This window comes from Pseudoalteromonas obscura, assembly GCF_030135505.1.
In the GTDB taxonomy this organism is placed as follows: Bacteria; Pseudomonadota; Gammaproteobacteria; order Enterobacterales; family Alteromonadaceae; genus Pseudoalteromonas; species Pseudoalteromonas obscura.
Window position 1 is genome coordinate 63,257 of record NZ_JASJUT010000013.1, and the last position, 20,218, is coordinate 83,474.

The window sequence follows — 20,218 nt, forward strand, 5'->3', positions numbered from 1 at the left end:
ATTAAACCAGGTTAACGCTGTCGCTGCCGCCGACCGGATCCGGTTCCTGTTCGCCCGTTTCCTGACTGAGTGCGTTAAATTTGGTTTCCATCGCCGTGACCTGTTTGGACACTCCTTTCAACGCCTCCATCAGGCTATTAAACTGCTCTGCTGTTACCCCGGTTTGGCCGCCCGTGTCCTTGCCACCTTCTGGCAGTGTCTCTTCTGGCGGAGTTTGCTCTCCCTGTTGGGTAAACTTACTTTCCAGTTCGCCCACTTTGTTGCCTAATTCACTGAACTTCTGCATCAGGGTCTCGTGCTGTTCCTTTGTCATTTCTTCTTCCTCGTCGGGGTTTGGATTGGGGTTGGTTTCTTGCTCACCTGTGGCAAACAGGCTAAACAGTTGTGTAAAAAGACTTGCGGCCTTAGTCATTATCTGGCTGTCTTCAACCGAGTTAGCTGCAATAAAATCCTCAGGTGAAAGTGGTTCCAACTCACTGTATTCATGATTTTTTTCCACATCCCCTATTGAGAACTTGAGCCTGCTACTGCCCGTTGTGGCCGGGGTATCTGTGACCGCCAACCCCATAAGGTAGCAACGCCCTTCTTTTTTGTAATCCGGGTCCGGTTCGATGGACATAAACAATTTTTGCCCATCTTTGTTGGCATCCAGCAAATATTTGTTCCCGGTCAGTTTTACAAATAGGCGCAGCTTGCCTCCCTGCTTCGCTGCTTTTACTTCGTCTACTGTGCCCCAGTTTTTGCCCTCAAACGGACCCCATGATGAGCGAAAGTGTTCAGGCCAAATTAGCGCTGTGTATTCATCCACTGAATACAGCTCTGCCATGTCTTCAATCCATTGCTTTGTAATTATGCGTCCATCTACGGTTGCACCTTCCGTTGCTGCAATAACCCAACCTGTTTGTTTGCTGCTCATGCTGTTGCCAATAAACTAAGTAATTGCAGCAGAGAATAGCCACAAAGTAAGCGCCATTCACTTAGTTTGCTTTTGAAAAATTCCTATATTCGACTTTTAGGAAAAGTTAGGTTTATTAGATAGTTATTAGGCTAGTTTAAATAAATACACTGTTTTGCATCATCAATTAACACAGTGGCTAGGATGGCTTACTCTCCTGAGATTCGCGAAGCAGCAAAACGGCTTTATTTACGTCATTGCACACCGCAAGAGATACGGCTAGAACTCGACTTGCCCAACACCCGCGTTGTGTATTACTGGGCAGACAAATACAACTGGCGTGATTTACTTAGAGAAGAAGAAGTAGACGAAGCAATTGCCCGTCGTATTGTTACGCTCGCAGACATAAGCGACAAAACGGGAAATCAAATAAAAGAGCTTGATATGCTAATCGAAAAGCATGTGAAGCTCAAAAAGCAACGTGCTCAAGCCGAAGCTGCCAAAATCCCTCAACCCAAAAGCGAGTTTAATGCACCTGCTAGTAGCAATGGAAAAAACCCAAATCGTAAAGGCCGTAAAAAGAAAAATGATGTTAGTCACTTAACTAAAGACGATTTCGCGACCTGGTATGACTCACTATTTGAATACCAAAAAACGATGCATGGAAATTTGCATCGTCGTATTCGTAATATTTTAAAGAGCCGTCAAATTGGCGCAACTTATTACTTTGCTGGTGAAGCATTTGAAAACGCAGTATTAACTGGCGACCCACAAATATTTTTATCTGCTAGCCGCTCACAAGCTGAGGTTTTTCGAAGCTATATTGTTGCAATAGCCCAAGAATTTTTTGAAATAGAGCTAACGGGCAACCCAATCGTACTAAACACTGCACATGGCGAAGCTGAGTTAAGATTCTTAAGTACTAACAGCAAGACTGCGCAAAGTTACCATGGGCATGTATATATAGATGAATACTTTTGGATAGGTAAATTTGACGAGCTAAACAAGCTTGCCTCTGCCATGGCCGCGCATAAAAAATGGCGCAAAACATACTTTTCAACACCATCTACCAAAGCGCACCCCGCTTATACATTTTGGACTGGTGATCATTGGCGTGAAGGTCGTCCAGAACGAGAAAATATTGAATTCCCAAGCTTTGACGAATTACGCGACAAAGGTAGACTCTGCCCTGACAAGCAATGGCGTTTCGTTGTTACTCTTCTCGATGCGGAAAAAGGCGGCTGTGATTTATTTGATATTGATGAACTACGCGACGAATATAACGCCGACGAGTTTAACAACCTGTTTATGTGCATCTTTGTTGATGACGCAGACAGCGTATTTAAATTCAGTGATCTCGAAAAGTGCTTGGTCGATTGCAAAACATGGCAAGACCATAAACCCAATGAAGCGCGTCCATTTGGAAACCGTGAGGTGTGGCTTGGGTATGATCCATCACGTACCCGAGACAATGCAACTCTGGTTGTGGTTGCTCCACCAGAAAAGCAAGGCGAGCGATTTAGAGTGCTTGAAAAACACTATTGGCGAGGGCTCAATTTTGCGCATCATGTGAGCGAAATTCAAAAAATTTATAGCAAATACCGCGTTACTTATATCGGAGTTGATACAACTGGCATCGGTGCAGGTGTATTCGATTCACTTAGCACGCTTTACCCACGTGAAGCGACAGCAATACATTACAGCGTAAATAGCAAAACACGATTGGTTTTAAAAATGGTTGAACTCATTGAGGGCAATCGCTTGCACTGGGACGCATCACACAAAGACATTGCCATGAGTTGCCTATCAATCACCCGAACAACAACCGACACAGGTGGCGCTATTACATTCAAAGCCAGCCGCACAAATACAACAGGCCATGCAGACGTATTTTTTGCATTGAGCCATGCTGTAATTAACGAACCACTTAACCACGCACACAAAGGGAAATCATCATGGGCGATGCAAAATTAGCCAACATTTCATCTGAAGAACAAAAATCAGCCCCTGTTGTTTTCAGCTTACCAGAGCAAGTTATGCCAGATATGTGGTTAACTGATTATGACTCGCTATCTTATAACGATAGTGACGGTTATTGGGAACCACCGATTGACCGTAACCTACTTGCAACACTCACACGCAGAAACCCTCAACACGGGGGCATTGTGGTCAGCCGCGCTAACATGGCCGCTGGTCGTTTTATCTCTGGCGGTATGAGTGCACAAGAAGTGCAAGCAGCCATTTTAAACCTGGTGCAATTTGGTGATGTGGCACTGTTAAAAATTCGCAACGGGTTTAAACAGATTGTAAGGCTCTTTCCGTTGCCCAGCTACCGAACTCGTGTAGCAGGTGACGGTGGCGCTATAGTACTAGAACGTAACAACCAATATCGTAAATACAAATCTAGCGATATTATCTGGGTTCGCCAGTATGACCCAGTACAACAAGTTTATGGCTGCCCAGATTATTTGGGCGGTTTACAAGCTGCGTTACTCAATGAAGATGCAACACTATTTAGACGTAAATACTTTATAAATGGTGCCCACATGGGATTTATTCTTTACGCTACTGACCCTAATTTAGATGCTGATGTAGAAGACGAGCTAAAAGAGAAAATTCAAGACTCTAAGGGCGTTGGTAACTTTCGCTCGTTGTTTGTAAATATTCCAAACGGAAAAGAAAAAGGCTTGCAAATCATCCCTGTAGGTAACTTTGAAAGTAAAGACGAGTTCATCAATGTTAAGAATGTATCAGCGCAAGATGTACTAAACGCGCATAGGTTCCCACCGGGTCTAGCTGGCATTATACCCGCAAATAATGCGGGACTTGGCGACCCTACAAAATACGATGCAATGTATTTTAAAAATGAGACTAAGCCGTTGATTAATAACCTAGTAGATGCAGTAGCAAGAGACATAGAGACTCACAATAAACTTGAATTACAATTTGATCTAAAACCAAATAACTAACTTATGCCATCCAGTTCTTTGATTTGCTCAACAATTGCAGCTTTTTCGTTTAATGCCTTTAAAGCTGCTGAAAAGTTAGATTGCTTTACACCGTTTAAAATTGCTGCACTTTTTTTATCCATGCCTCTCACTAGAAAGTCGCGTAAAGCGTCTATCATTTGCTCGCTGTCAATTTTAGTTAGCATAATGAGTAGTTCAAAGCGGCTATTACTTTGCATTCCTTTAAAAAGATATTTCATAAATAATTATGTGTTAAGTCATAATTATTAAAATATAAAACCTATTCACAAAAAACGCCAGAAGTATTAAACTGTATATACAAACAGTGCTTTATGTAGGTTATATATGAGAGTCTATTGTCCCCATTGCGAAAGCAAAGCTGTAATCACATCAAGGCAAAAGCTATCAACAAGTGTTTTTGATATATATTGCTCTTGCACAAACGTCAAAGAGTGCGGTGCAACTTTTGTCTATGTAGTTGCATATAAACATGATTTGAACCCGCCGCGTGGAGATGTTGCAAGATTGGCTGCGGGTGTGTTGAAGAATATACCGAAGCCAATGCAGATTGAATTATTAGAAGATAATTAAAGCTATAGCATTTTTAAGAAAGACTCTTCTCTTATAGAGTTGTAAAAATTATCTAACCTTGATTTAAAACTATTTCACGAATTTTTTCTTCATCAAACTCTGGTAACTCAAGTTTAGGGTCGTATTCCCAAATCCCGTCATCTGACACTAATGCCCCCGCGCTTTTACCCGTTTTAGTATCTCGCATCACTGCAAGCCCCAAAGGGTGTAGCATTTCTTTATTAATCTTTGCTAATACGCCTAGTTCCGCTAACTCATTCCAGTTTAGTACTTTCATATCTTTTCCTTATGCCATCTTAAACCCATTCGCCCACCAATCATTGTCGCTGATTGCGGACACTTCACCGCTCAACACCAGTCGAGCTAAATCCAGATCACCAATTACTCGATGCTTGTTACCACGTGAATCAACCAGCGTGTCTCGGTTAGCAACTTCTGCGTATGTATAAGCCAATGCCACTACCTCGCGCGCGTAATCCCAATGTTTTGCACCTGGCTCTATGTCTAACATTTCTGTGCTCACCCCTTTGGCGAACGAGAACAGCTCACCGTTTTGCACATAATAAACATGGTCTTCAAACACTACTGCCTCACCGTCATAACCTGCGGTTGAGGTATACATTTCCTTATTATTACCTGCATTATTGATTTCATTTTCCCACGCGGCGCCAACACCGTCGGTACCTAACGATGGTTCAAAAATAGGCTTGTTAAGCTGGAACCCTAATTGTGTTGGGAATAGCGGCCACACGTCATGTTTTACACGCCCCACTTTCATGGTTGAGAACAAAAACAGGTCTGAACCGTCAACAAAATAGACTGCTCCATCAAAGTCAATGCAATCACCGGCCCGCAGCTTTCTTACCTGATCAAGTGTTAGCTTGGCCCACATATGATTGCAGCATGTAGCAGACACACCACCACCTATTACTGATGATTTATAGGCCTCATTTTGAGCAACAGCTTCAATCTCACTCCGCCGCTGTTCGTTTTTGCACTTTTCAACGTCCCAAATTTCCAATTTACCGTCTTTTATGAAGTAAACATGGTCGTTTCGACGTACTCGTTTCCCTTCTAGCAGATCCTTTTTCATATCTCTGATCTCATCTAATGAAAAACCCTGCATATCTAAGATCAACTCATCGCTATGCCCCGTCGTGCTTAGCGTACAGTTATTTCCACTAGTCCAAGACTGGTCGGCTGCGCCGACGATATTGGCATCCTGCCATGCCTCATCAACTGTGTTGTTGGCGGCTGCGGTGCCAATAGGCTGCTTTTCCCACGTGTGAACACGTGTGACCAAGCAATAAAGACCATGAGTGTCCAAAACGCCCTTGAGGCGCTTGGTTAGCTCACCGTAGTTGTTCCCGTATTCAGTATATTCATAGGTCACTTTAAAACGCGCATCTCGGCCAATCCCCATACCGCCCATTAGCTTTACGTAAGTTTTAAAGTCGCTACCGCTGGCCGCTGCGCGAATTGCTTCCATTTCATCATTACCCTCTATCTCATCGCGTATCCGACGCAGTTCGCGCCAGATTGTAATAGGTGGTGACTTTTGGAATTGAAATTGACGAATAGCCCACGTGCTGGCCCATGCTTTAACCGGGTTAATCGACTCTTGCAGCAGTTCGCCCGACTCCGCATCGTATTCATTAGCAAGAGAAAAGCCGTCGATATTCTTGGAAATGTACTTTGAAATATAAGCGGTCGCACCGCCTTGTAACCTGCCGTTTTCGTCAAGTGTTGGCGGGTCCATTTTAATCGCTAAAAACCTAGGGGAACTTGGGAAATAGTCTTTTTTTGGTTCTTGTGTAAATCTCTTACGCTTTTTATTCAAACCCCATATTCTGCGAGCTTTGGTATACTGCGCTTTTAGCTTTTTACGATTTCTAAAACGCTCAAAAAACACCTCTCGGTCATCTTTACAAAAGTAGCGCCGTAAAACATGGCTGAACTTGTTATAGTAACGCTCTGGTACCCAGTACAACATATGCCAATGTGGGCAACCATCTACGTGAGGCTCTGCTACCCGTACACCAAAATAAGGTATGCCCAAGCGGTCTAGTTTCGCTCGGGCTTGGGCAAATACTTTGCAGAGATATTGGCTAGCTTCTTTCGGTGTTGAGCCGTCCCAGCTAGCGCTATTTGCATGAAACCGACTAGGCGCAGTGATATTAAAAAAGCCGCCCTGGTAGCCCATTTCCATTGCTAACTCTTCGGTCTCGCGTAGTCGTAACATTAGTTCATTACGCATGTTTTCAGGGTTTCCCATACCCTTTTCAACCGCTGTCATTAGCTTGATCACATCACTGCATTCATTAACTAATTCCAAGCTTTCTAAAAATCTGCGGCCCTTTTCTCGGCTTATTTTGTGCTCTTTAACTGCTTGTTTCGAGCAATAAGCACTAACACCTCGACGGCCCCACTTTTGATTGCCTTTTTTGTTGGCATGACTAAAAATGTCTTTGCCGACTTCACCTGTCGCAATTTCCAAATACTCTAAATACCGCGCCCTAATGAGCTTTAGCTTGCGCCACCAAAACCTTTGGCACTGAGCTTTGAGCAAAGCACATTCAGCCTCTTCAGCTTGTAAGTAGTGCTTTTCTAGCTTGTTTGAATAGTCAAGATTAACGCCTAGCGGCTCGGAAAAATCTTGCACAGCAATGTAAATATCAATTACGTCCCACGTGGGGTTTTCTTCTCGCAAATCGGCCATCATTTGTGTGACTGTTTGCGCTAAATCACCGCTATGCTTTTTGGTCCGTTCAACACTTTTAATAATGTGCCAAGGCAAAGGCATATCATCAATGATTTGCTCAAGGATCTTCAATCTCGGTTTTAGCCTAGTCACACTGCGTCTAAACCAATCATTTGCAAAATATTGATTTTTAGCGCTGCTATGGTCGTATTTATCTAAGTAACGTTTTGCAAAGCGCATTTGCAAAGGTCTTGGTACATATGTCATGCAACGCTGAACAAAATCCCGGTCTTGCTTGTCTGTTATGATCTCCAAAAGCTGCTCAACGGCACTTGAAATGTTATTAGGCGAGAGCTTTTTAAGAGTGGCAACATTTTTATCATGTTCCGCGTTATTTTGGCGCTCTTTGTATACTTGCGTAACTTTTTTATGAGACTTAAAAGTCTGTAGTGTTCGACGAACAAAAATCGGCTGAAGGCTCGATTTCATGTTTGTTTGTATGATTTCTTCAGCTATAAAATTGTGCTGAAAGTTGTCCTCAACTTTTTCTAACAGCTTTCTAGCAGCGCGCTTTACTTGAGTTCCTTCTAGCTCGTAGCGTGCTGGCGATGTGTCTAAAAAATCATACAGCCAATCATGAGCGGGGTTAGATGGGCATATAGGTTTGTCTTCAAATCGACTAGGTGTGTTATCAATTTTACTAATATATTTTTTAGCTAATTTATATTGAGTGAATGGTAAAAAACGGCTGAGCCCAGAGAGCAAATACTGCCTATGCTCTTGGTTCTCAATAACCTGTGCTAGTGCTACAACTGGCGGGGATACATTGAATTGCTGTGTGGGTAAATCAGTCATTATTTACGCCGCAATTCTGCTATCGTCAGTAATAAAGTTCGCTTCTACTAAAACTTTTGCGACCAATGGACATACAGCATTACCGCACCTTGCAACTTGAATGCGTTTACTGTTTTTCTTCCCATTAGAGTTATATGCAATCATATAATCTTTAGGGAATCCCATTGCAGCAAACAATTCATGCGGCTCAAGCATGCGCAAGCCGATATCAACTATCTGATACTTTTCACCTTTGATAACAACAACACCAAAACGGTCTTTTGTCGTTATCGTTCCCAACGGTTCGTTTGCAGCTTTTGGTGCACCTGTTCCATAGTATTTAATTAAAAACGCTTGAACGGCACCAAGGTGATTTCCTCCCGCAGAAATAGTATGCAAAGGTTCATCAGTTCTGTGACCAAGGTTATCACCTCGTAGCTTAATAACGTGGCTTGTAACAATAGAAAAATGCCCACCCTTAACTTGTGCGCATATTGTACGCAATGGCTCGTTAGCGTTCATTACTCGCTGATTTGACGCGTTCGCATGCTCATTAATAAATGGGAGTACATTTTCTTCAGGCACCAGATATGGGTCTTCACACTCTACAAATTTCTGGATCCCTTTCGCTATTCTATTTAGCGTTGCTTCAACTAATGGTCGTTTTCGGCCAAATATAGAGCGAACAGGAATAGACCAATCAATGATATCAGCGGCAGTCTTGTATGGCTGTAAACCGCTGCCTTTTGGTCCATGTGTAGGTTTGGGCCAAACAATTGCTTTGCCATCATTTCGGCCAACCATAAACAAACGCTTTCTAGTTGTTGGTACACCGTAATCACATGCAGATAAAGTGCGATGCTCTATTTTGTACCCTAAACCCTTTTCAAGCTTGTCGTAAGGGAAATTGTCGCCAAGTGCCTCTTTAATTTCTGTCCAAGCGCGGTGGACTTTGTTTAAGCCGGTGGTCATGCATTTTATGAATGCGTCAAACGTTTCACCCTGTCTTTCACTGTCAGGCTTAAAGTTACCTGGCGACACTTCGACAAGTGGCCCCCAAGTTAAAAACTCTTGGACGTTCTCCAATTTAAACACTCGCATTGGTACCAACGCAGCCCAACGCACAACAACCCAAGCCAAGCCACGAATGTTTTTATCAACGGGTTGACCGCCTTTGGCAATTGAAAAGTGACGACAATCAGGAGAAAACCAACCAAGCCCTACGGGGCGACCTGCGCAAGCTTCAACGGGGTCAACATCCCATACTGACTCGCAATAATGCTTTGTTTTTGGATGATTCAGTTTGTGCATGTCAATAGCGTCAGGGTCATGGTTGATTGCAATATCAACATGGCGGTTTAGCGCCTGTTCAATCCCCGTTGAGGCACCACCGCCACCCGCAAAGTTATCAACGATGATTTCATTGGGCAGTAGCATGCTCGGCCCCTTCTGTTACCTGTTCATCTGCAAGTAGCTTGTGCATTTGAGCGGTCTTAAAGCCTATGTACCAGTGACTGAAATCACGTGTTCCTGGGGGATATAGATTATCTTTAAGACAATAGCCAGCGCGAAAGTTTTTCTTTCCTAGCTCATAGGCGTATGAAACCCTGTCTATTGCTCCATTTCGGTATTGGACTAGTTGCCGCTTAATTGCATTAACCGTTGCAGGTGTGCAGCACTCAATACACCACACATTCACAGGGTCCACTTTTAAAGGTTGGGTAGTGGAAATATCTTCGACTTTTGATAGCTCTAAATTCAGTGAAAGATATTTATCACCTACTCGAATGTCCTTGGTACACAAGTCACACTGAGCAAATACATCATTGTTTGAATTACACATTTTGATACCCTTCTAAAGTGTCTAAAGCTCAAAATCCAATAGCGAGCAACCATCGTTCAGCTTTGCGTGCAAAACATGTAACTTGGTAGATTTGTTTATGACAGATGGATCAGCTAATACGAGCAAATCCATTATTGGAGTTAGCTCAATCAGTGAATCTTCAAGTAGATTTCTTCTGGAAGTACTTGGGTTGTTTTTTAAGCAACTAAGTGAAGATTGAATTTGCTTTACTATGTAATTGCTTATTTCTTCAGGTAATTGCTGTATTTTGGATAGATCTTGGTCTTTGATATGTGTCATTTTCGGTCCTTAGATTATGTAGAGGTTAGGGGCAAAGAGATTGTTGTAGCCTTTGCGAAATACAAAGTGGGCGTACTCGATTGAGTCTTTATCATTTGGCTTTTCTGGGTTAAAACCAGCGCGTTTGTGGTGAACAAAAACAGAATGCAGCGGTTGCGTACCCCAGAATTGGAAACGTTTGACTGAGCCTAGCCAATTTAAACGCTGTAACATAATAATAAGTCCACGCTCGCGCACATGCTCCATTGCTTTTACAACAAACTCTGTTGAGTCTTTAAAGGGCGGGTTTGTTATCACTGTGTCGTAACTCCCCTTACCCTCTGTTTTCAGGAAGTCTACGCCAGTTAGTGCAGCGCGACTGTCTTCGCGAATGTCCCATGCATCAACCTCAAAATTGAATTGATTTAACACAGTGGGGTAACTCATTTCGTACTTTTCGCAACCGCCTGCGGCTGGGTCTAAAAGTCGCTCTCCCAAATCTAAAACCGTTTTACAGTTCGGGCTACCAAGTTCAGTCGCTTCTAAAAATTCACGTATCATCCAGTGTGGTGTTACGTAGTAATCTTCTTTGTTGCGTTCGGTACCTCTATTTGTAGAGCTCATGGCTTGGCCCCTTCTAACATCGCTTTATGCTTTGTAGACTTGCCAGCGCTACGTGGTTGCATAACAACGGTGCGATCTGGAGTTTTAGCTAAATCAACACCGATTATGTGTTGATATACGTTTTTACACTCTGGTAGCTCTGCGTATTGCTCCGGGGTTACTTTTGATACCTTTTGCAGTACCCAAGCGCCTAAGTAATTGTCAAAGACTTCGGGATACCCAGAGTTTAACCGGCGCTTAGTGTATTGCGGTGACTCAGGTACTTTGCGCAGTATTGCAGCAATGATATTGAATAATCGCATGGTCTAATCCTTAGTATGCTGAGTTGTATTGAGGCTGCTCTACTTCGTCCGGTGCAACGTTGGTGTAAAACTTGTGTGGGGCCATGGCGTTAGCATCTATAAACCCGATAACTATGTTATTCATGAACATTAACGCTTTGCGCAGTTCAGCGCGTTGGTCGTGTGTCATTTGGTCCCACGGTTTACCCTGCTCAATGCGATTAAATCCAGCTACGAAGGTGAGTAGTTGACGTTCTTTGTCGTTAAGTATGTTCGTGTAAACATAACCAGGTGTGTGTCGTTCGTCGCCTAATAGCTTATGAATGTCCTTTAAACCTTGTGGGGTTGGGCGCTTGTAACCTTTGATGACTTTTAGCTGTGCTTTAAGATGTGCTTTTAGCTTTGCTTGCAGCTGTGGTGTACTTTCTTGTACTTCTTTAAGTTGTTGAGCAATCATGCTGCCTCCATGCCTTTGCGGGCTCTTAGCGTTTCACCGTAGACCTTTACAAAGTTCTCATACCCAAGTCGCAAGAATTCTTCAACGTCTGACGCTAAGAATACTACGCGCGTTTTAGATAGCCTGTGCATTTGAGGGAATGCGCAATTTTGTTCATACGCGTACAGTGTTGACCTGTCTAAAGTTGTTTTGGCTACAACTTCTTTAATTGCCATATAGCGATCTTCAATGGTGATTACTTCACCGCGTAAGTTTGTCTTATAAAGTGACTCTGCGCTCATGCTGCTTGCTCCTTTTGCTGAAGCTCAAGCTGTATTCCATACTCTTTATGAAAAGCATCGATATCCATAGATCGCCACAAATCAACATCACTACCCAGCCAAATAACATGCTTGCTGCTGATTTTGTGGCTTGGCGGAAACTTGTTCTGGGCCATAAGTTTGTAAATCATCGGTCTCGAAATAGAGCATTTCTCAACTACATCAGCCACTCGAAGGAACTTTTCATCATTACCAACAACATCCCCTGCTAAATTACGTCTATAGTTATCCATATTAACCTCGTGTCAGAATAATCAGCACCATTGACGGTTCCACTTTTGACACCGCATGTGCTAGTCTAAGTTTTATGTGCGTAAACATTAATAACATGGCCAACCAGCTCACCAATGAGCTAAATAATTACAATACATGAGCCATGTGACAAATATAGATCCATGAGTGAGCCAATGTCAAATTCTTTGGGTGAAAAATTTAAGATGATCAGACAAACAACAGGCCTGAGTGCCAATAAGTTTGCTGAAAAGGTAGGTATTCCATTAAGTTCATACAAAAAGTATGAGGCTGGTGACTCTGAAGTGGGAGCCCCTCCATTACTGGCAATTGCTAACCATACAGACTTTAAACAGTACGCTTTGTGGCTCATCAATGGAGAGACCAGCCCCGCAGCAGGTCAAATCATGCCTGGACAGAGTATAAATGACGAACATGTGAGTTCATCATCAGCAATTTCTGAACAAAGATATAAAGCGCAGTTTGTAGAAGTAGTCACTGACTGCATTATGACATTTGGTTTTTTTCAATGGATTAAAGTGGATACAGAAAAGATGGATTTTGATAAAGCATCAGAGTACGTACTCAATAAAGTGACCCCTATCATTGAATCTAGATACACGTTCCAAACAGCTAGAACCAAACGCAAATCAAACGTGGGTTAAAAGCAGTATTTAGAACTTCCGGGAGGCATTCCGATCCTCCCAAATAGTTGCTAATCTAACCATTTTTCACAACACTAAGCTTTGGTTGTTCTTTTGGCTCTAGTTTGATTGGGATGCTCTGCATTCGAATACAGTATTCTTTAGCTTTGTTAATGCTAGCATTAAGTTGGTCGAACTTTTCCGTGGGATCATCTGATGCACCCGTCATCGCTTGACCTATTTCAACACAAATATTGTGGGAAGAAATATTGTCATTGCCTATTGAACTGCTAGCAGTAACCGTATCTTTTTCACTAATTTTTTCATAAACTGATCTAAACTTAAGCTTTAGTAATACATACGCCTCAAGCCTATTAACCTTCTCACAATCTAGCATCGCTAAAATTGCAAATGTAACCACTATAACAAAAATGGCTATTGATAAAATCAAGATCTCCATTAAGCTTCCTTCTCTTTTTTCATTTTATTCAATTTAGTTGTTACTGGATACACAGCTACAAAATATAAAGCTAGTAAATTGCACCCAACAGTTAGCACTCTATAGATCGACTGTAATCCATTAAAGTCGAAGTACCCTCTAGCAATAAGCTGAATCGTATTAATCAACACAATCAATACGGTTAAATGTAAACACCTTTTCGCGGTAGTTGAAAACCTACATCCTCTAATGCGATGAAGAAAATAGATTGTTCCGGCCATCAGAGCTGCATTAACGTTTAGTGAAAAATAGAATAGTCTTCTTAGTTCAAACTTCCCTAGTTCCTGTAGCTCCAGCATACTACTGGCTAAACCTTGCCCTGTGGTATAAAAGAAGAGAACGCAGGTTATACAAATAAATGACGAATGCATCTCGCTTTCGTCAGTTGACAAGCATGACGTCTTACCACCGAAGAATAAATTCCATCTATGCTTTTTGAATTGAATAAGCATGAACACAAAAAGGAGCAATTCCACTCCCCTTATAAGCCATCCGATACCGCCTAAAATCTCATTCATGCTTTTCCTTAAGTTTAAGCCTTACCTATCCACTAACCTTGGTCTTTTCTCTGATTACTTCATCGTCAAATACAAATGCCCTAGCCTGAGGTGGCTCACTAGAATCATGTGTAGTCCCACCTGCAACTTTTTTGAGGTCTTGTTTAGTTAACTTTTTAAGGTTTTTTTTACGTAGGCTTAGATTCATCATTTATTCCTTATTCATTATTTTGAAATGTCCCTATTCCCTATATTGCACAAATGTTAACTTAATTGGTTGTTTGTAACAAGTGCTTTAGTATCTTAGCGCATTTAAGGAATAAGTGACAAGAAAACACTGGTTAAAAACACAGCGGTTATTAAGCCAGTGATCTCAATAATAAGGTATTGCGGTTTTGAAAGGTAGAACCCATTATAAAGTAGCTCCAAATAGAGAGAACCCAATAAACCACAACATCACCCCTTTCCAGTTTGAAATAATGTACGTATTACTAATCTTCTCTTTCAACGGGGGTAACACTGCGCTGCAAGCCAGCATAAGCCAAAAAGCTCCAAATAGATTACCGTCAACGAACAATGCAGCAACTGCCCCTAGACCTGCAAAAACACCTAAACCCCAATTAATTAGACTCCAGATAAATGTGCCAACTTTTTTCAAGCTCACTTCCATTTGCTCTGACGTAATTATTTCTTTTGGTTTGCCAACATAAGCTATAGTTTCTTCAGGTTTGCTTTTTGCAGAATTTGAAACTGTGCTTAGCAAATTAATATCATGTTTGAGTAAAAACTCATTTAGAGGTATGTACTCACCCGTTTCAACTACTGTTATACCTCCTTCAATTCTATCTGCTCTAAAAGTCCTAGCTGTGTTCCTTAAGTAACAGAACCCTTTCAAGTTAACGCTATCACCGCTTTCTACCTCATCCAGCCTTATTTCTCTGAATGTGATATTGCCTTTAGAATCTTTATATTCGAATGCTATTTTTTGAGGTTTGCTCAATCGCTGGGAAGATTGCTCAGTGACCGTAGACGTTATGCTTATTTCAAACTGTGGTGAAGAAGTAGCTGATAATTCAATTCCAGAAAGAGGTTCATCGAAATCACAACCAGCTTCTAACATTTGTGCTTTAGCAAAGCTTTCGATGTCAATAACGGTGTGATTTAACGCAACCTCCGACCAAACACTGGCTTTGAAATACTCTGGATAATCAAAACTATCTAGACCCGATTTTATATCTTGCAAATAGGCATTAATTACAAAATCTATTGATTCATAGAATTGTACTTTCGGTTTAAGTAACAACGAGTGATCAATGTCTAGTTGGATTTCCTTATCAAACTGCTTTTGCGCCAGTTGTTCAACAAGCTCTGCCTTTTTTTGTTTAGGCTCTATGCCTGCTTCCTCAGCAAATTCACGTAAAGGACCAACTTTGTGCTTCTTAAAGCTAATCTGCCATTGCTCTAAAGAAAGTTCACTACTAGATTCAAACACTCCTGTCTCTAAAAGTTCTTCGGCTTCATACTTATCGTAGAGAACGTAGCCCTTATTCAATTTTGGCTTGAAGTCTTCAAGCCCCTCAATGGTATTTATTAATTCTTCCCAGTAGGTACTTAACCACTTATGTTTGCCAAGCCAATTTTTGCGATTTGCCAATAGCACTTCTTCAAGGGTTTCTATTTCTATATCGTACGCAAGTTCACTATCATAAAAGTTTTCATAACATTGAATAAACTCTTGCTCAGTTCTTGGCTTGTAATCTCTGAGATCTTCTCTGAACTCATCCTGATCAGTTTCATCTTTTATTTTTACAATTGAGGTTTTGGGTGCAGGCATTTTCTTAGCGCTATATTTGCCTGAGCTAGTTTTAAAAAAGTCGTAATCCATGCTCTCTCCTTGACAGTTTGAAAGAACATGTTAACTATGCGTTAAACTTGGTCAACTTGTTGATTTGTACAGTATCCGCCCTACTTGCAACAACAGTTTTCAATTGTTCTAGCACACTTGGTACAAAATGTATTAATGTTGTCATTGGTTTGCGGGTCTAGCTCTGACGACAATTGCACAGCGGCCTGTGCGTCTATGCCTAACTTAAAGCCTGCAATTGCATATTTGTCACCGCTGCCGATTGCATGGGAAGTGGTTAGCGCCTCCTCTTTGAGTACTCCGCCTTTTACCTCACCATAAAAAACGCGACCTGGCGTAATTCGAATGTATTTAACCAGGCTCATAGTTGCAGGTAGTACAGCACCCTTTTTATAGTGTTGCTCAAATGCATATATGTCGAGCGTACCGCCCGAGGAAAACACACGCGAGCCACAACGGGTGTTAAACCACTTTTTGGTTGTATTGCTTACGATTACACTGCCGTCAGTCGTTTGTGAATCACACGCAATTTGGGCGTGGTCTTTTGAATAAGCAATGGTGGTCAAAGTGGCGTTGCTCCGTGCTTTTGGAATAACACCACTGTACATTTAAACAGGTTGCTTGGGAAGGTTAGTGATCTTACGAATTAGTTTCGCCACTATCTTGTAGCAACGTATCCACTTTCTTCTTGATAATATGATGTAGTATTTTTTGGCCTCCATCAAAAATTGCTTTGAAAGGAGCATCTTTGAATTCAGCCTTTAATTTCTCCAAAACCTCTTTGTTGTTCAAAGAGTTTGCAAAATCATCTCCTGCTTGTGTAAGTCTGATCAACTTGCTTCTAACTGGAAAAAAGTCTCCACAATCTTGTATCAGTCCCACATCTCCTAACGTACCAGATGTCATTTCGCTGCTTGAAACTAGCCCATTTTCTGCGAGCCGCATATAGTGATAAAGGAATTTTTCGTCGAAACAGCCGACCGCCTCTATTACTTCTCCAAGCTCAATAACTGCATATTCTGATTCAACAAATACTTCTAGTATTTTCTGGTAATAGTCTAGGTCTATTTTCATTCATCCTTACCTCAATTGTGTTACTTTTTACGTGCTTCAGCATATGAATTAACATTCCATCTTGGCTTATCTTCTACAAACTTACTGCCTTTTAGTTCTGAAAATTCACAGCCCTCATGCAAAGGGCCTGATTCACATCTATAAGCGCTATCAGGTCTACGCTTTAGCTTTTGGGTATAACCTCGCTCAAAATCATTGTACTCTTGTGAATATTTATCATAGGGGTTATCGCTGTATGAGCTTGCGCCCTGCCCCTCTCTATATGCTTGACTAACCATGAGAATATCCTTTTCATGAGTTTGTGGTTTTTATTTGAACCAGCTTTTTAAATATGTGTATGCTCTTGAACCAAACGTGGTTTTAGATTTTGTTATATCTGTTTCAAAGTGAACATTTGAAGCTTTCACTTCATCTCTATCGAAACGAGTTTCATTAAAATGATCTCTGTACTCCATATCATGCAAATTTGCATGAACTATTTCTCTGTGCGGGATCACAATACTGAATTTTTCAGCAACAAGCTTAGCCCCCTCCCTTGGTGACATATCGCCATACTCTTGTTCATGTATTTTTTGTATTACAGGCTTGTAGTCAATTACATAATGCAAATCTAATTTGTCCTCGCACCGATACCCGCTAATCAGAGGCAGCACATGAATATCGTTACAGACCATGCCAAACTCAAGCGGAAAACCGATATATACTTTTTTATTGGAAAGAGTAAAGGCTATTGGTAACCCTAATCTAGATGACTTAAATGCAAGGGATGTAAATTCAGGTGTTTTATCACCATACGCATCATCAATCCAAGCATCAACAAACGGATCTTTACCCTTTTTCAATTCTCGCTTTATTTGCCACCTTGGTATGAAGCGAGCCAACAAAAATGCAATTATTGATACGCTCGCTAAGTTCAGCACTTCGTCAGATACTGAAGGCATAAGCACAGAAACAAAACTTTTAAACAATGACCCAATGTAGAAAGCACCTACTGGCCAAACGAGGGTAAAAGCTGTAACAAGAATATAGGCTACAGAATAGAGCACTATTCCAGCAAATGAAGCCATTATAAACGTATGATAGCCCTCTGAGGTTGTATATTTTACAGTAGTTCTTGGATACCTTTTTAGGAAGATACTGCCAGCAACAGTAAACAATAGTATTAAAATTACAGTTGGTTTTATCATAATTTCCTTATCAAAAAAGGCGCTTGAAAGCGCCTTTTTGTCTTATTTTTAGCTAGGTCCTAGCTTGCTGATTTTTGTCTTGCAACATGCTGACTTGCAAGCTTAGCTTGCTTTTGCACTTGCTTGCTGTTGAAAAGCGACTCTACATCAGTAACAAAATAGTCTGTGCCTCTAGCACTCACCTTAAATGCAGGCTCACTATCTTTAACTTCCTGAGTTGATTCAGGCTTACTTTTAAACAAACTTAATAAATTCATCGCCATTTCTCCCCTTAATAGAAGAGTCCATTTTGTTCATTTTAATACCTGCCCACTAGGTCAATTCCGCCCTTTTCTAGCGGGATTTACTGACACTTCACGACATCATACGACACCATAAGACGCTATGAACAACTCCCTCTTAGTAAGATAATACTAATTCACACAAGTAGAACTTGCAATAAATATGAACGTAAATATGAATTCAAAATAGCAGTTATCTAACTTTCAACAGGCAAATTAGTGTAAAACCTGAGTAGCTAACTAAGACTTTTCAGCTATAGAAAACAAACATTGATAGGTCAATTTTGCCCTGTACCTTGACCTTTCGGTCATCATTTCAGAAAATACAACAACTGTACATTTAACCAGTATCACTTATGCCTGTAATTCGATTTCAACACAACTACGGCCATGTGTATTTAACCAGTGGCGGTTTAGCTGAGCCGACAAAATGTATTACAGGCGACAGTGTTCGCTGCACACTGCCTGACGGCACTGTTAAATCAATCCGATTTCGCGGATTCACATCCATTTTTAGAACACGCCAATTTGAGTGCGTGACTATGCACGGCATTACAGGGATAAAAAATGGCGATGGGCTGTTTACTGGTGATCAGTTCATAGACGTAAAGGGGGATTTTGTCGGTATCCATGTTGATGAGCGCGTTTACCTGGTGCTCAATGATCGCGGCTTACCTTTGATTGATATGGATTACACCGCACCAAAAGAAAAGCCACCCGGCCAAGTGGTACACATGGCCGACTTTCGAAAAGCTATTTAACGCCTATCGTTTTAGCTAAAAACCTATGCCATTTTTTCATGGCTCTGCGTTTCTCATTCATGTAGTTGTATCTATCGTAATGCGTCGATGATACATCCGATTTATGATGCTGTTGCAAATAGTCCTTGTGATCTGGCTTAATGCCTGCTTTGCCCATTAATGTTTTGCACGTTCGGCGGATATCGCGGGGAGTAAAGCGCGGGACTTTGTGTCTATCACACCAACGCAATATCGCCATCCTGAGTGTTGAAATATGTGCAAACTCATCCTCGTGATCACGATGTGGAAACAATTGTTTATGTTTCCCTCGTTGTAAAAGTAACTCTTTGAGTATTGACTCAGTAAGTGGTTCAATCGGTACCAAATGCTCGCCGCGAGATCTCACTTTTACTCTGTTGACGGGAATAGTGAAAATCATCTCGTCAAAATCATATTCAGGTTCAATCGAATGATATACCTCAAATACACGCTGGCCCGCTAATGCTATAGCGAGTTTTAAATACAAATGTGTGTTACGCGGTAAGTCTTCAGCGTGCCAAATTTTGTAAATTTCTTGCTCATTTAACCATCGTTCCCCGACATTTTTGGGTGTTTCAAAATTAATGTCTCGAATGAAATTGATTTTAATTTTGTAAATGTCTGGCTTTTTGTATTGCTCGGGTGAGTTGTCAAAGTCAATCGCAAATTTGAGTAAACTCATCAATGTAGCGCGTGTTAAATGCGCTTGTTCTTTTGCGCCTCGATTATAAACGCGATAAATAATCTCCCGTGCATCATCAATTGTGAATTGATGGGGTGCTAATTCTTCAGGAATGAATGGGGTAATATTTCGTGCGATGAGCAGTCGTGTTCTGCGTATCGTTGATTCAGCCCAATTTTGTGCAATGAAGTCGTCGAAGTCATCAAGCATTTGTAAAAACGTTCGCTCTGCTTCAATAGCCTCTTTTATTTTTTGTTTTTTAACTTTATCAGCTTGTGGGTCAATACCATCTAATAACAGCTCTGTGATTTTTGCGTGTTTGGCTCTTGCGGATTTTAGGTCTACATTGGGGTAAGTGCCGATTGATATCGTTTTGCGCTTGTCGTCAAAGTGGTATTGCACGCGCCAAGATTTCGCGCCAGTGGTTTGTACTCTAACTTGTAAACGCCCCTCCCCATAGCCACTCGTTGTTTCAGTGAGTATATAGCGTTTATCTTTTGGCTTAAGTGATTGGATTTGTTTGTCTGTAAACTTCATTGTCCCTCCAAAACTGTGACCCACACATAGGTCACATATTGGGTCACAGGTTAGACAACGATAATATACACTCTATGCGACAACATCCACAGTTTTAAATCTTAAAATTGACTATTTTCGGGGATTTTCAACACTATGAGACAACATAA

27 protein-coding genes are annotated in these 20,218 nt (G+C 41.4%); 5 read left to right on the forward strand and 22 right to left on the reverse strand.

Annotated features, from left to right (window positions below; all coding sequences use genetic code 11):
* Position 1: 1 nt before the first annotated feature.
* Complete coding sequence (locus tag QNM18_RS22955) at positions 2–916, reverse strand: GPO family capsid scaffolding protein (RefSeq protein ID WP_284138541.1); 915 nt, start codon at positions 914–916, stop codon at positions 2–4.
* A gap of 183 nt (positions 917–1,099) precedes the next feature.
* On the opposite strand from QNM18_RS22955, the gene QNM18_RS22960 reads away from it, so the two are divergent.
* Together QNM18_RS22960 and QNM18_RS22965 are read left to right on the forward strand one after the other, a co-directional pair.
* The gene (locus QNM18_RS22960; protein WP_284138542.1) at positions 1,100–2,869 is read left to right on the forward strand and encodes a terminase large subunit domain-containing protein; all 1,770 of its coding nucleotides are present in this window, start codon (positions 1,100–1,102) and stop codon (positions 2,867–2,869) included.
* Positions 2,851–3,864, forward strand: a complete 1,014-nt coding sequence (locus QNM18_RS22965; protein WP_284138543.1) for a phage portal protein — start codon at positions 2,851–2,853, stop codon at positions 3,862–3,864. The genes QNM18_RS22960 and QNM18_RS22965 overlap by 19 nt, the downstream gene beginning before the upstream one ends.
* Here the strand turns inward: QNM18_RS22965 and QNM18_RS22970 are convergent.
* Positions 3,861–4,103, reverse strand: a complete 243-nt coding sequence (locus QNM18_RS22970) for a PapB/FocB family fimbrial expression transcriptional regulator (protein WP_284138544.1) — start codon at positions 4,101–4,103, stop codon at positions 3,861–3,863. The genes QNM18_RS22965 and QNM18_RS22970 overlap by 4 nt on opposite strands.
* A 106-nt stretch (positions 4,104–4,209) precedes the next feature.
* On the opposite strand from QNM18_RS22970, the gene QNM18_RS22975 reads away from it, so the two are divergent.
* Complete coding sequence (locus QNM18_RS22975; protein ID WP_284138545.1) at positions 4,210–4,455, forward strand: Ogr/Delta-like zinc finger protein; 246 nt, start codon at positions 4,210–4,212, stop codon at positions 4,453–4,455.
* Positions 4,456–4,507: 52 nt separating this feature from the next.
* Here the strand turns inward: QNM18_RS22975 and QNM18_RS22980 are convergent, their stop codons facing one another.
* Genes QNM18_RS22980 through QNM18_RS23025 form a run of 10 tightly spaced genes read right to left on the reverse strand, consistent with a single transcriptional unit; the run spans position 4,508 to position 12,027 of the window.
* On the reverse strand, positions 4,508–4,732 hold the full coding sequence (locus tag QNM18_RS22980) for a DUF7415 domain-containing protein (RefSeq protein ID WP_284138546.1): 225 nt from the start codon (positions 4,730–4,732) through the stop codon (positions 4,508–4,510).
* 9 nt (positions 4,733–4,741) lie between these two features.
* Positions 4,742–8,011 (reverse strand): replication endonuclease, encoded by a 3,270-nt coding sequence (locus QNM18_RS22985; protein ID WP_284138547.1) that lies wholly within the window; start codon positions 8,009–8,011, stop codon positions 4,742–4,744.
* Positions 8,012–8,014: 3 nt separating this feature from the next.
* Complete coding sequence (locus QNM18_RS22990; RefSeq protein ID WP_284138548.1) at positions 8,015–9,427, reverse strand: DNA cytosine methyltransferase; 1,413 nt, start codon at positions 9,425–9,427, stop codon at positions 8,015–8,017.
* Positions 9,411–9,833, reverse strand: coding sequence for a hypothetical protein (locus QNM18_RS22995; RefSeq protein WP_284138549.1), 423 nt, complete (start codon positions 9,831–9,833; stop codon positions 9,411–9,413). Before QNM18_RS22995 ends, QNM18_RS22990 begins: the two co-directional genes overlap by 17 nt.
* A 21-nt stretch (positions 9,834–9,854) precedes the next feature.
* The gene (locus QNM18_RS23000) at positions 9,855–10,133 is read right to left on the reverse strand and encodes a hypothetical protein (RefSeq protein WP_284138550.1); all 279 of its coding nucleotides are present in this window, start codon (positions 10,131–10,133) and stop codon (positions 9,855–9,857) included.
* Between the two features lie 9 nt (positions 10,134–10,142).
* Positions 10,143–10,736, reverse strand: a complete 594-nt coding sequence (locus QNM18_RS23005) for an SAM-dependent methyltransferase (RefSeq protein WP_284138551.1) — start codon at positions 10,734–10,736, stop codon at positions 10,143–10,145.
* Positions 10,733–11,038: a hypothetical protein gene (locus QNM18_RS23010; RefSeq protein ID WP_284138552.1), complete on the reverse strand. Its 306-nt coding sequence runs from the start codon at positions 11,036–11,038 to the stop codon at positions 10,733–10,735. The genes QNM18_RS23005 and QNM18_RS23010 overlap by 4 nt, the downstream gene beginning before the upstream one ends.
* A 10-nt stretch (positions 11,039–11,048) precedes the next feature.
* Complete coding sequence (locus QNM18_RS23015; protein WP_284138553.1) at positions 11,049–11,474, reverse strand: hypothetical protein; 426 nt, start codon at positions 11,472–11,474, stop codon at positions 11,049–11,051.
* Positions 11,471–11,755 carry a helix-turn-helix transcriptional regulator gene (locus QNM18_RS23020; RefSeq protein WP_284138554.1) on the reverse strand — a complete coding sequence of 95 codons (285 nt, stop codon included), beginning with the start codon at positions 11,753–11,755 and terminating at the stop codon, positions 11,471–11,473. Before QNM18_RS23020 ends, QNM18_RS23015 begins: the two co-directional genes overlap by 4 nt.
* Entirely contained in the window at positions 11,752–12,027 is a 276-nt protein-coding gene (locus tag QNM18_RS23025) for a helix-turn-helix transcriptional regulator (protein WP_284138555.1), read from the reverse strand. Before QNM18_RS23025 ends, QNM18_RS23020 begins: the two co-directional genes overlap by 4 nt.
* A 174-nt stretch (positions 12,028–12,201) precedes the next feature.
* On the opposite strand from QNM18_RS23025, the gene QNM18_RS23030 reads away from it, so the two are divergent.
* Positions 12,202–12,690, forward strand: coding sequence for a helix-turn-helix domain-containing protein (locus QNM18_RS23030; RefSeq protein ID WP_284138556.1), 489 nt, complete (start codon positions 12,202–12,204; stop codon positions 12,688–12,690).
* Positions 12,691–12,745: 55 nt separating this feature from the next.
* Here QNM18_RS23030 and QNM18_RS23035 read toward each other — a convergent pair whose 3' ends face one another.
* The 9 genes from QNM18_RS23035 to QNM18_RS23075 form a co-directional block, all read right to left on the reverse strand.
* Complete coding sequence (locus QNM18_RS23035) at positions 12,746–13,129, reverse strand: hypothetical protein (protein ID WP_284138557.1); 384 nt, start codon at positions 13,127–13,129, stop codon at positions 12,746–12,748.
* On the reverse strand, positions 13,129–13,686 hold the full coding sequence (locus QNM18_RS23040) for a hypothetical protein (protein ID WP_284138558.1): 558 nt from the start codon (positions 13,684–13,686) through the stop codon (positions 13,129–13,131). The genes QNM18_RS23035 and QNM18_RS23040 overlap by 1 nt, the downstream gene beginning before the upstream one ends.
* Positions 13,687–13,711: 25 nt before the next feature.
* A complete protein-coding gene (locus QNM18_RS23045; protein ID WP_284138559.1) occupies positions 13,712–13,876 on the reverse strand; it encodes a bacteriocin-like protein in 165 nt (54 codons plus the stop codon).
* Positions 13,877–14,077: 201 nt separating this feature from the next.
* Positions 14,078–15,550 (reverse strand): hypothetical protein, encoded by a 1,473-nt coding sequence (locus QNM18_RS23050; RefSeq protein WP_284138560.1) that lies wholly within the window; start codon positions 15,548–15,550, stop codon positions 14,078–14,080.
* A gap of 80 nt (positions 15,551–15,630) precedes the next feature.
* The gene (locus QNM18_RS23055; RefSeq protein ID WP_284138561.1) at positions 15,631–16,137 is read right to left on the reverse strand and encodes a hypothetical protein; all 507 of its coding nucleotides are present in this window, start codon (positions 16,135–16,137) and stop codon (positions 15,631–15,633) included.
* 31 nt (positions 16,138–16,168) lie between these two features.
* Entirely contained in the window at positions 16,169–16,603 is a 435-nt protein-coding gene (locus QNM18_RS23060; RefSeq protein WP_284138562.1) for a DUF2513 domain-containing protein, read from the reverse strand.
* 20 nt (positions 16,604–16,623) lie between these two features.
* Positions 16,624–16,881 carry a hypothetical protein gene (locus QNM18_RS23065; protein WP_284138563.1) on the reverse strand — a complete coding sequence of 86 codons (258 nt, stop codon included), beginning with the start codon at positions 16,879–16,881 and terminating at the stop codon, positions 16,624–16,626.
* A gap of 30 nt (positions 16,882–16,911) precedes the next feature.
* Positions 16,912–17,790 (reverse strand): hypothetical protein, encoded by an 879-nt coding sequence (locus tag QNM18_RS23070; protein ID WP_284138564.1) that lies wholly within the window; start codon positions 17,788–17,790, stop codon positions 16,912–16,914.
* Between the two features lie 59 nt (positions 17,791–17,849).
* Positions 17,850–18,047, reverse strand: a complete 198-nt coding sequence (locus QNM18_RS23075; RefSeq protein WP_284138565.1) for a hypothetical protein — start codon at positions 18,045–18,047, stop codon at positions 17,850–17,852.
* Positions 18,048–18,427: 380 nt separating this feature from the next.
* On the opposite strand from QNM18_RS23075, the gene QNM18_RS23080 reads away from it, so the two are divergent.
* Positions 18,428–18,832, forward strand: a complete 405-nt coding sequence (locus QNM18_RS23080) for a hypothetical protein (RefSeq protein WP_284138566.1) — start codon at positions 18,428–18,430, stop codon at positions 18,830–18,832.
* Here QNM18_RS23080 and QNM18_RS23085 read toward each other — a convergent pair.
* Complete coding sequence (locus QNM18_RS23085; RefSeq protein ID WP_284138567.1) at positions 18,825–20,069, reverse strand: tyrosine-type recombinase/integrase; 1,245 nt, start codon at positions 20,067–20,069, stop codon at positions 18,825–18,827. The genes QNM18_RS23080 and QNM18_RS23085 overlap by 8 nt on opposite strands.
* Positions 20,070–20,218: the final 149 nt, after the last annotated feature.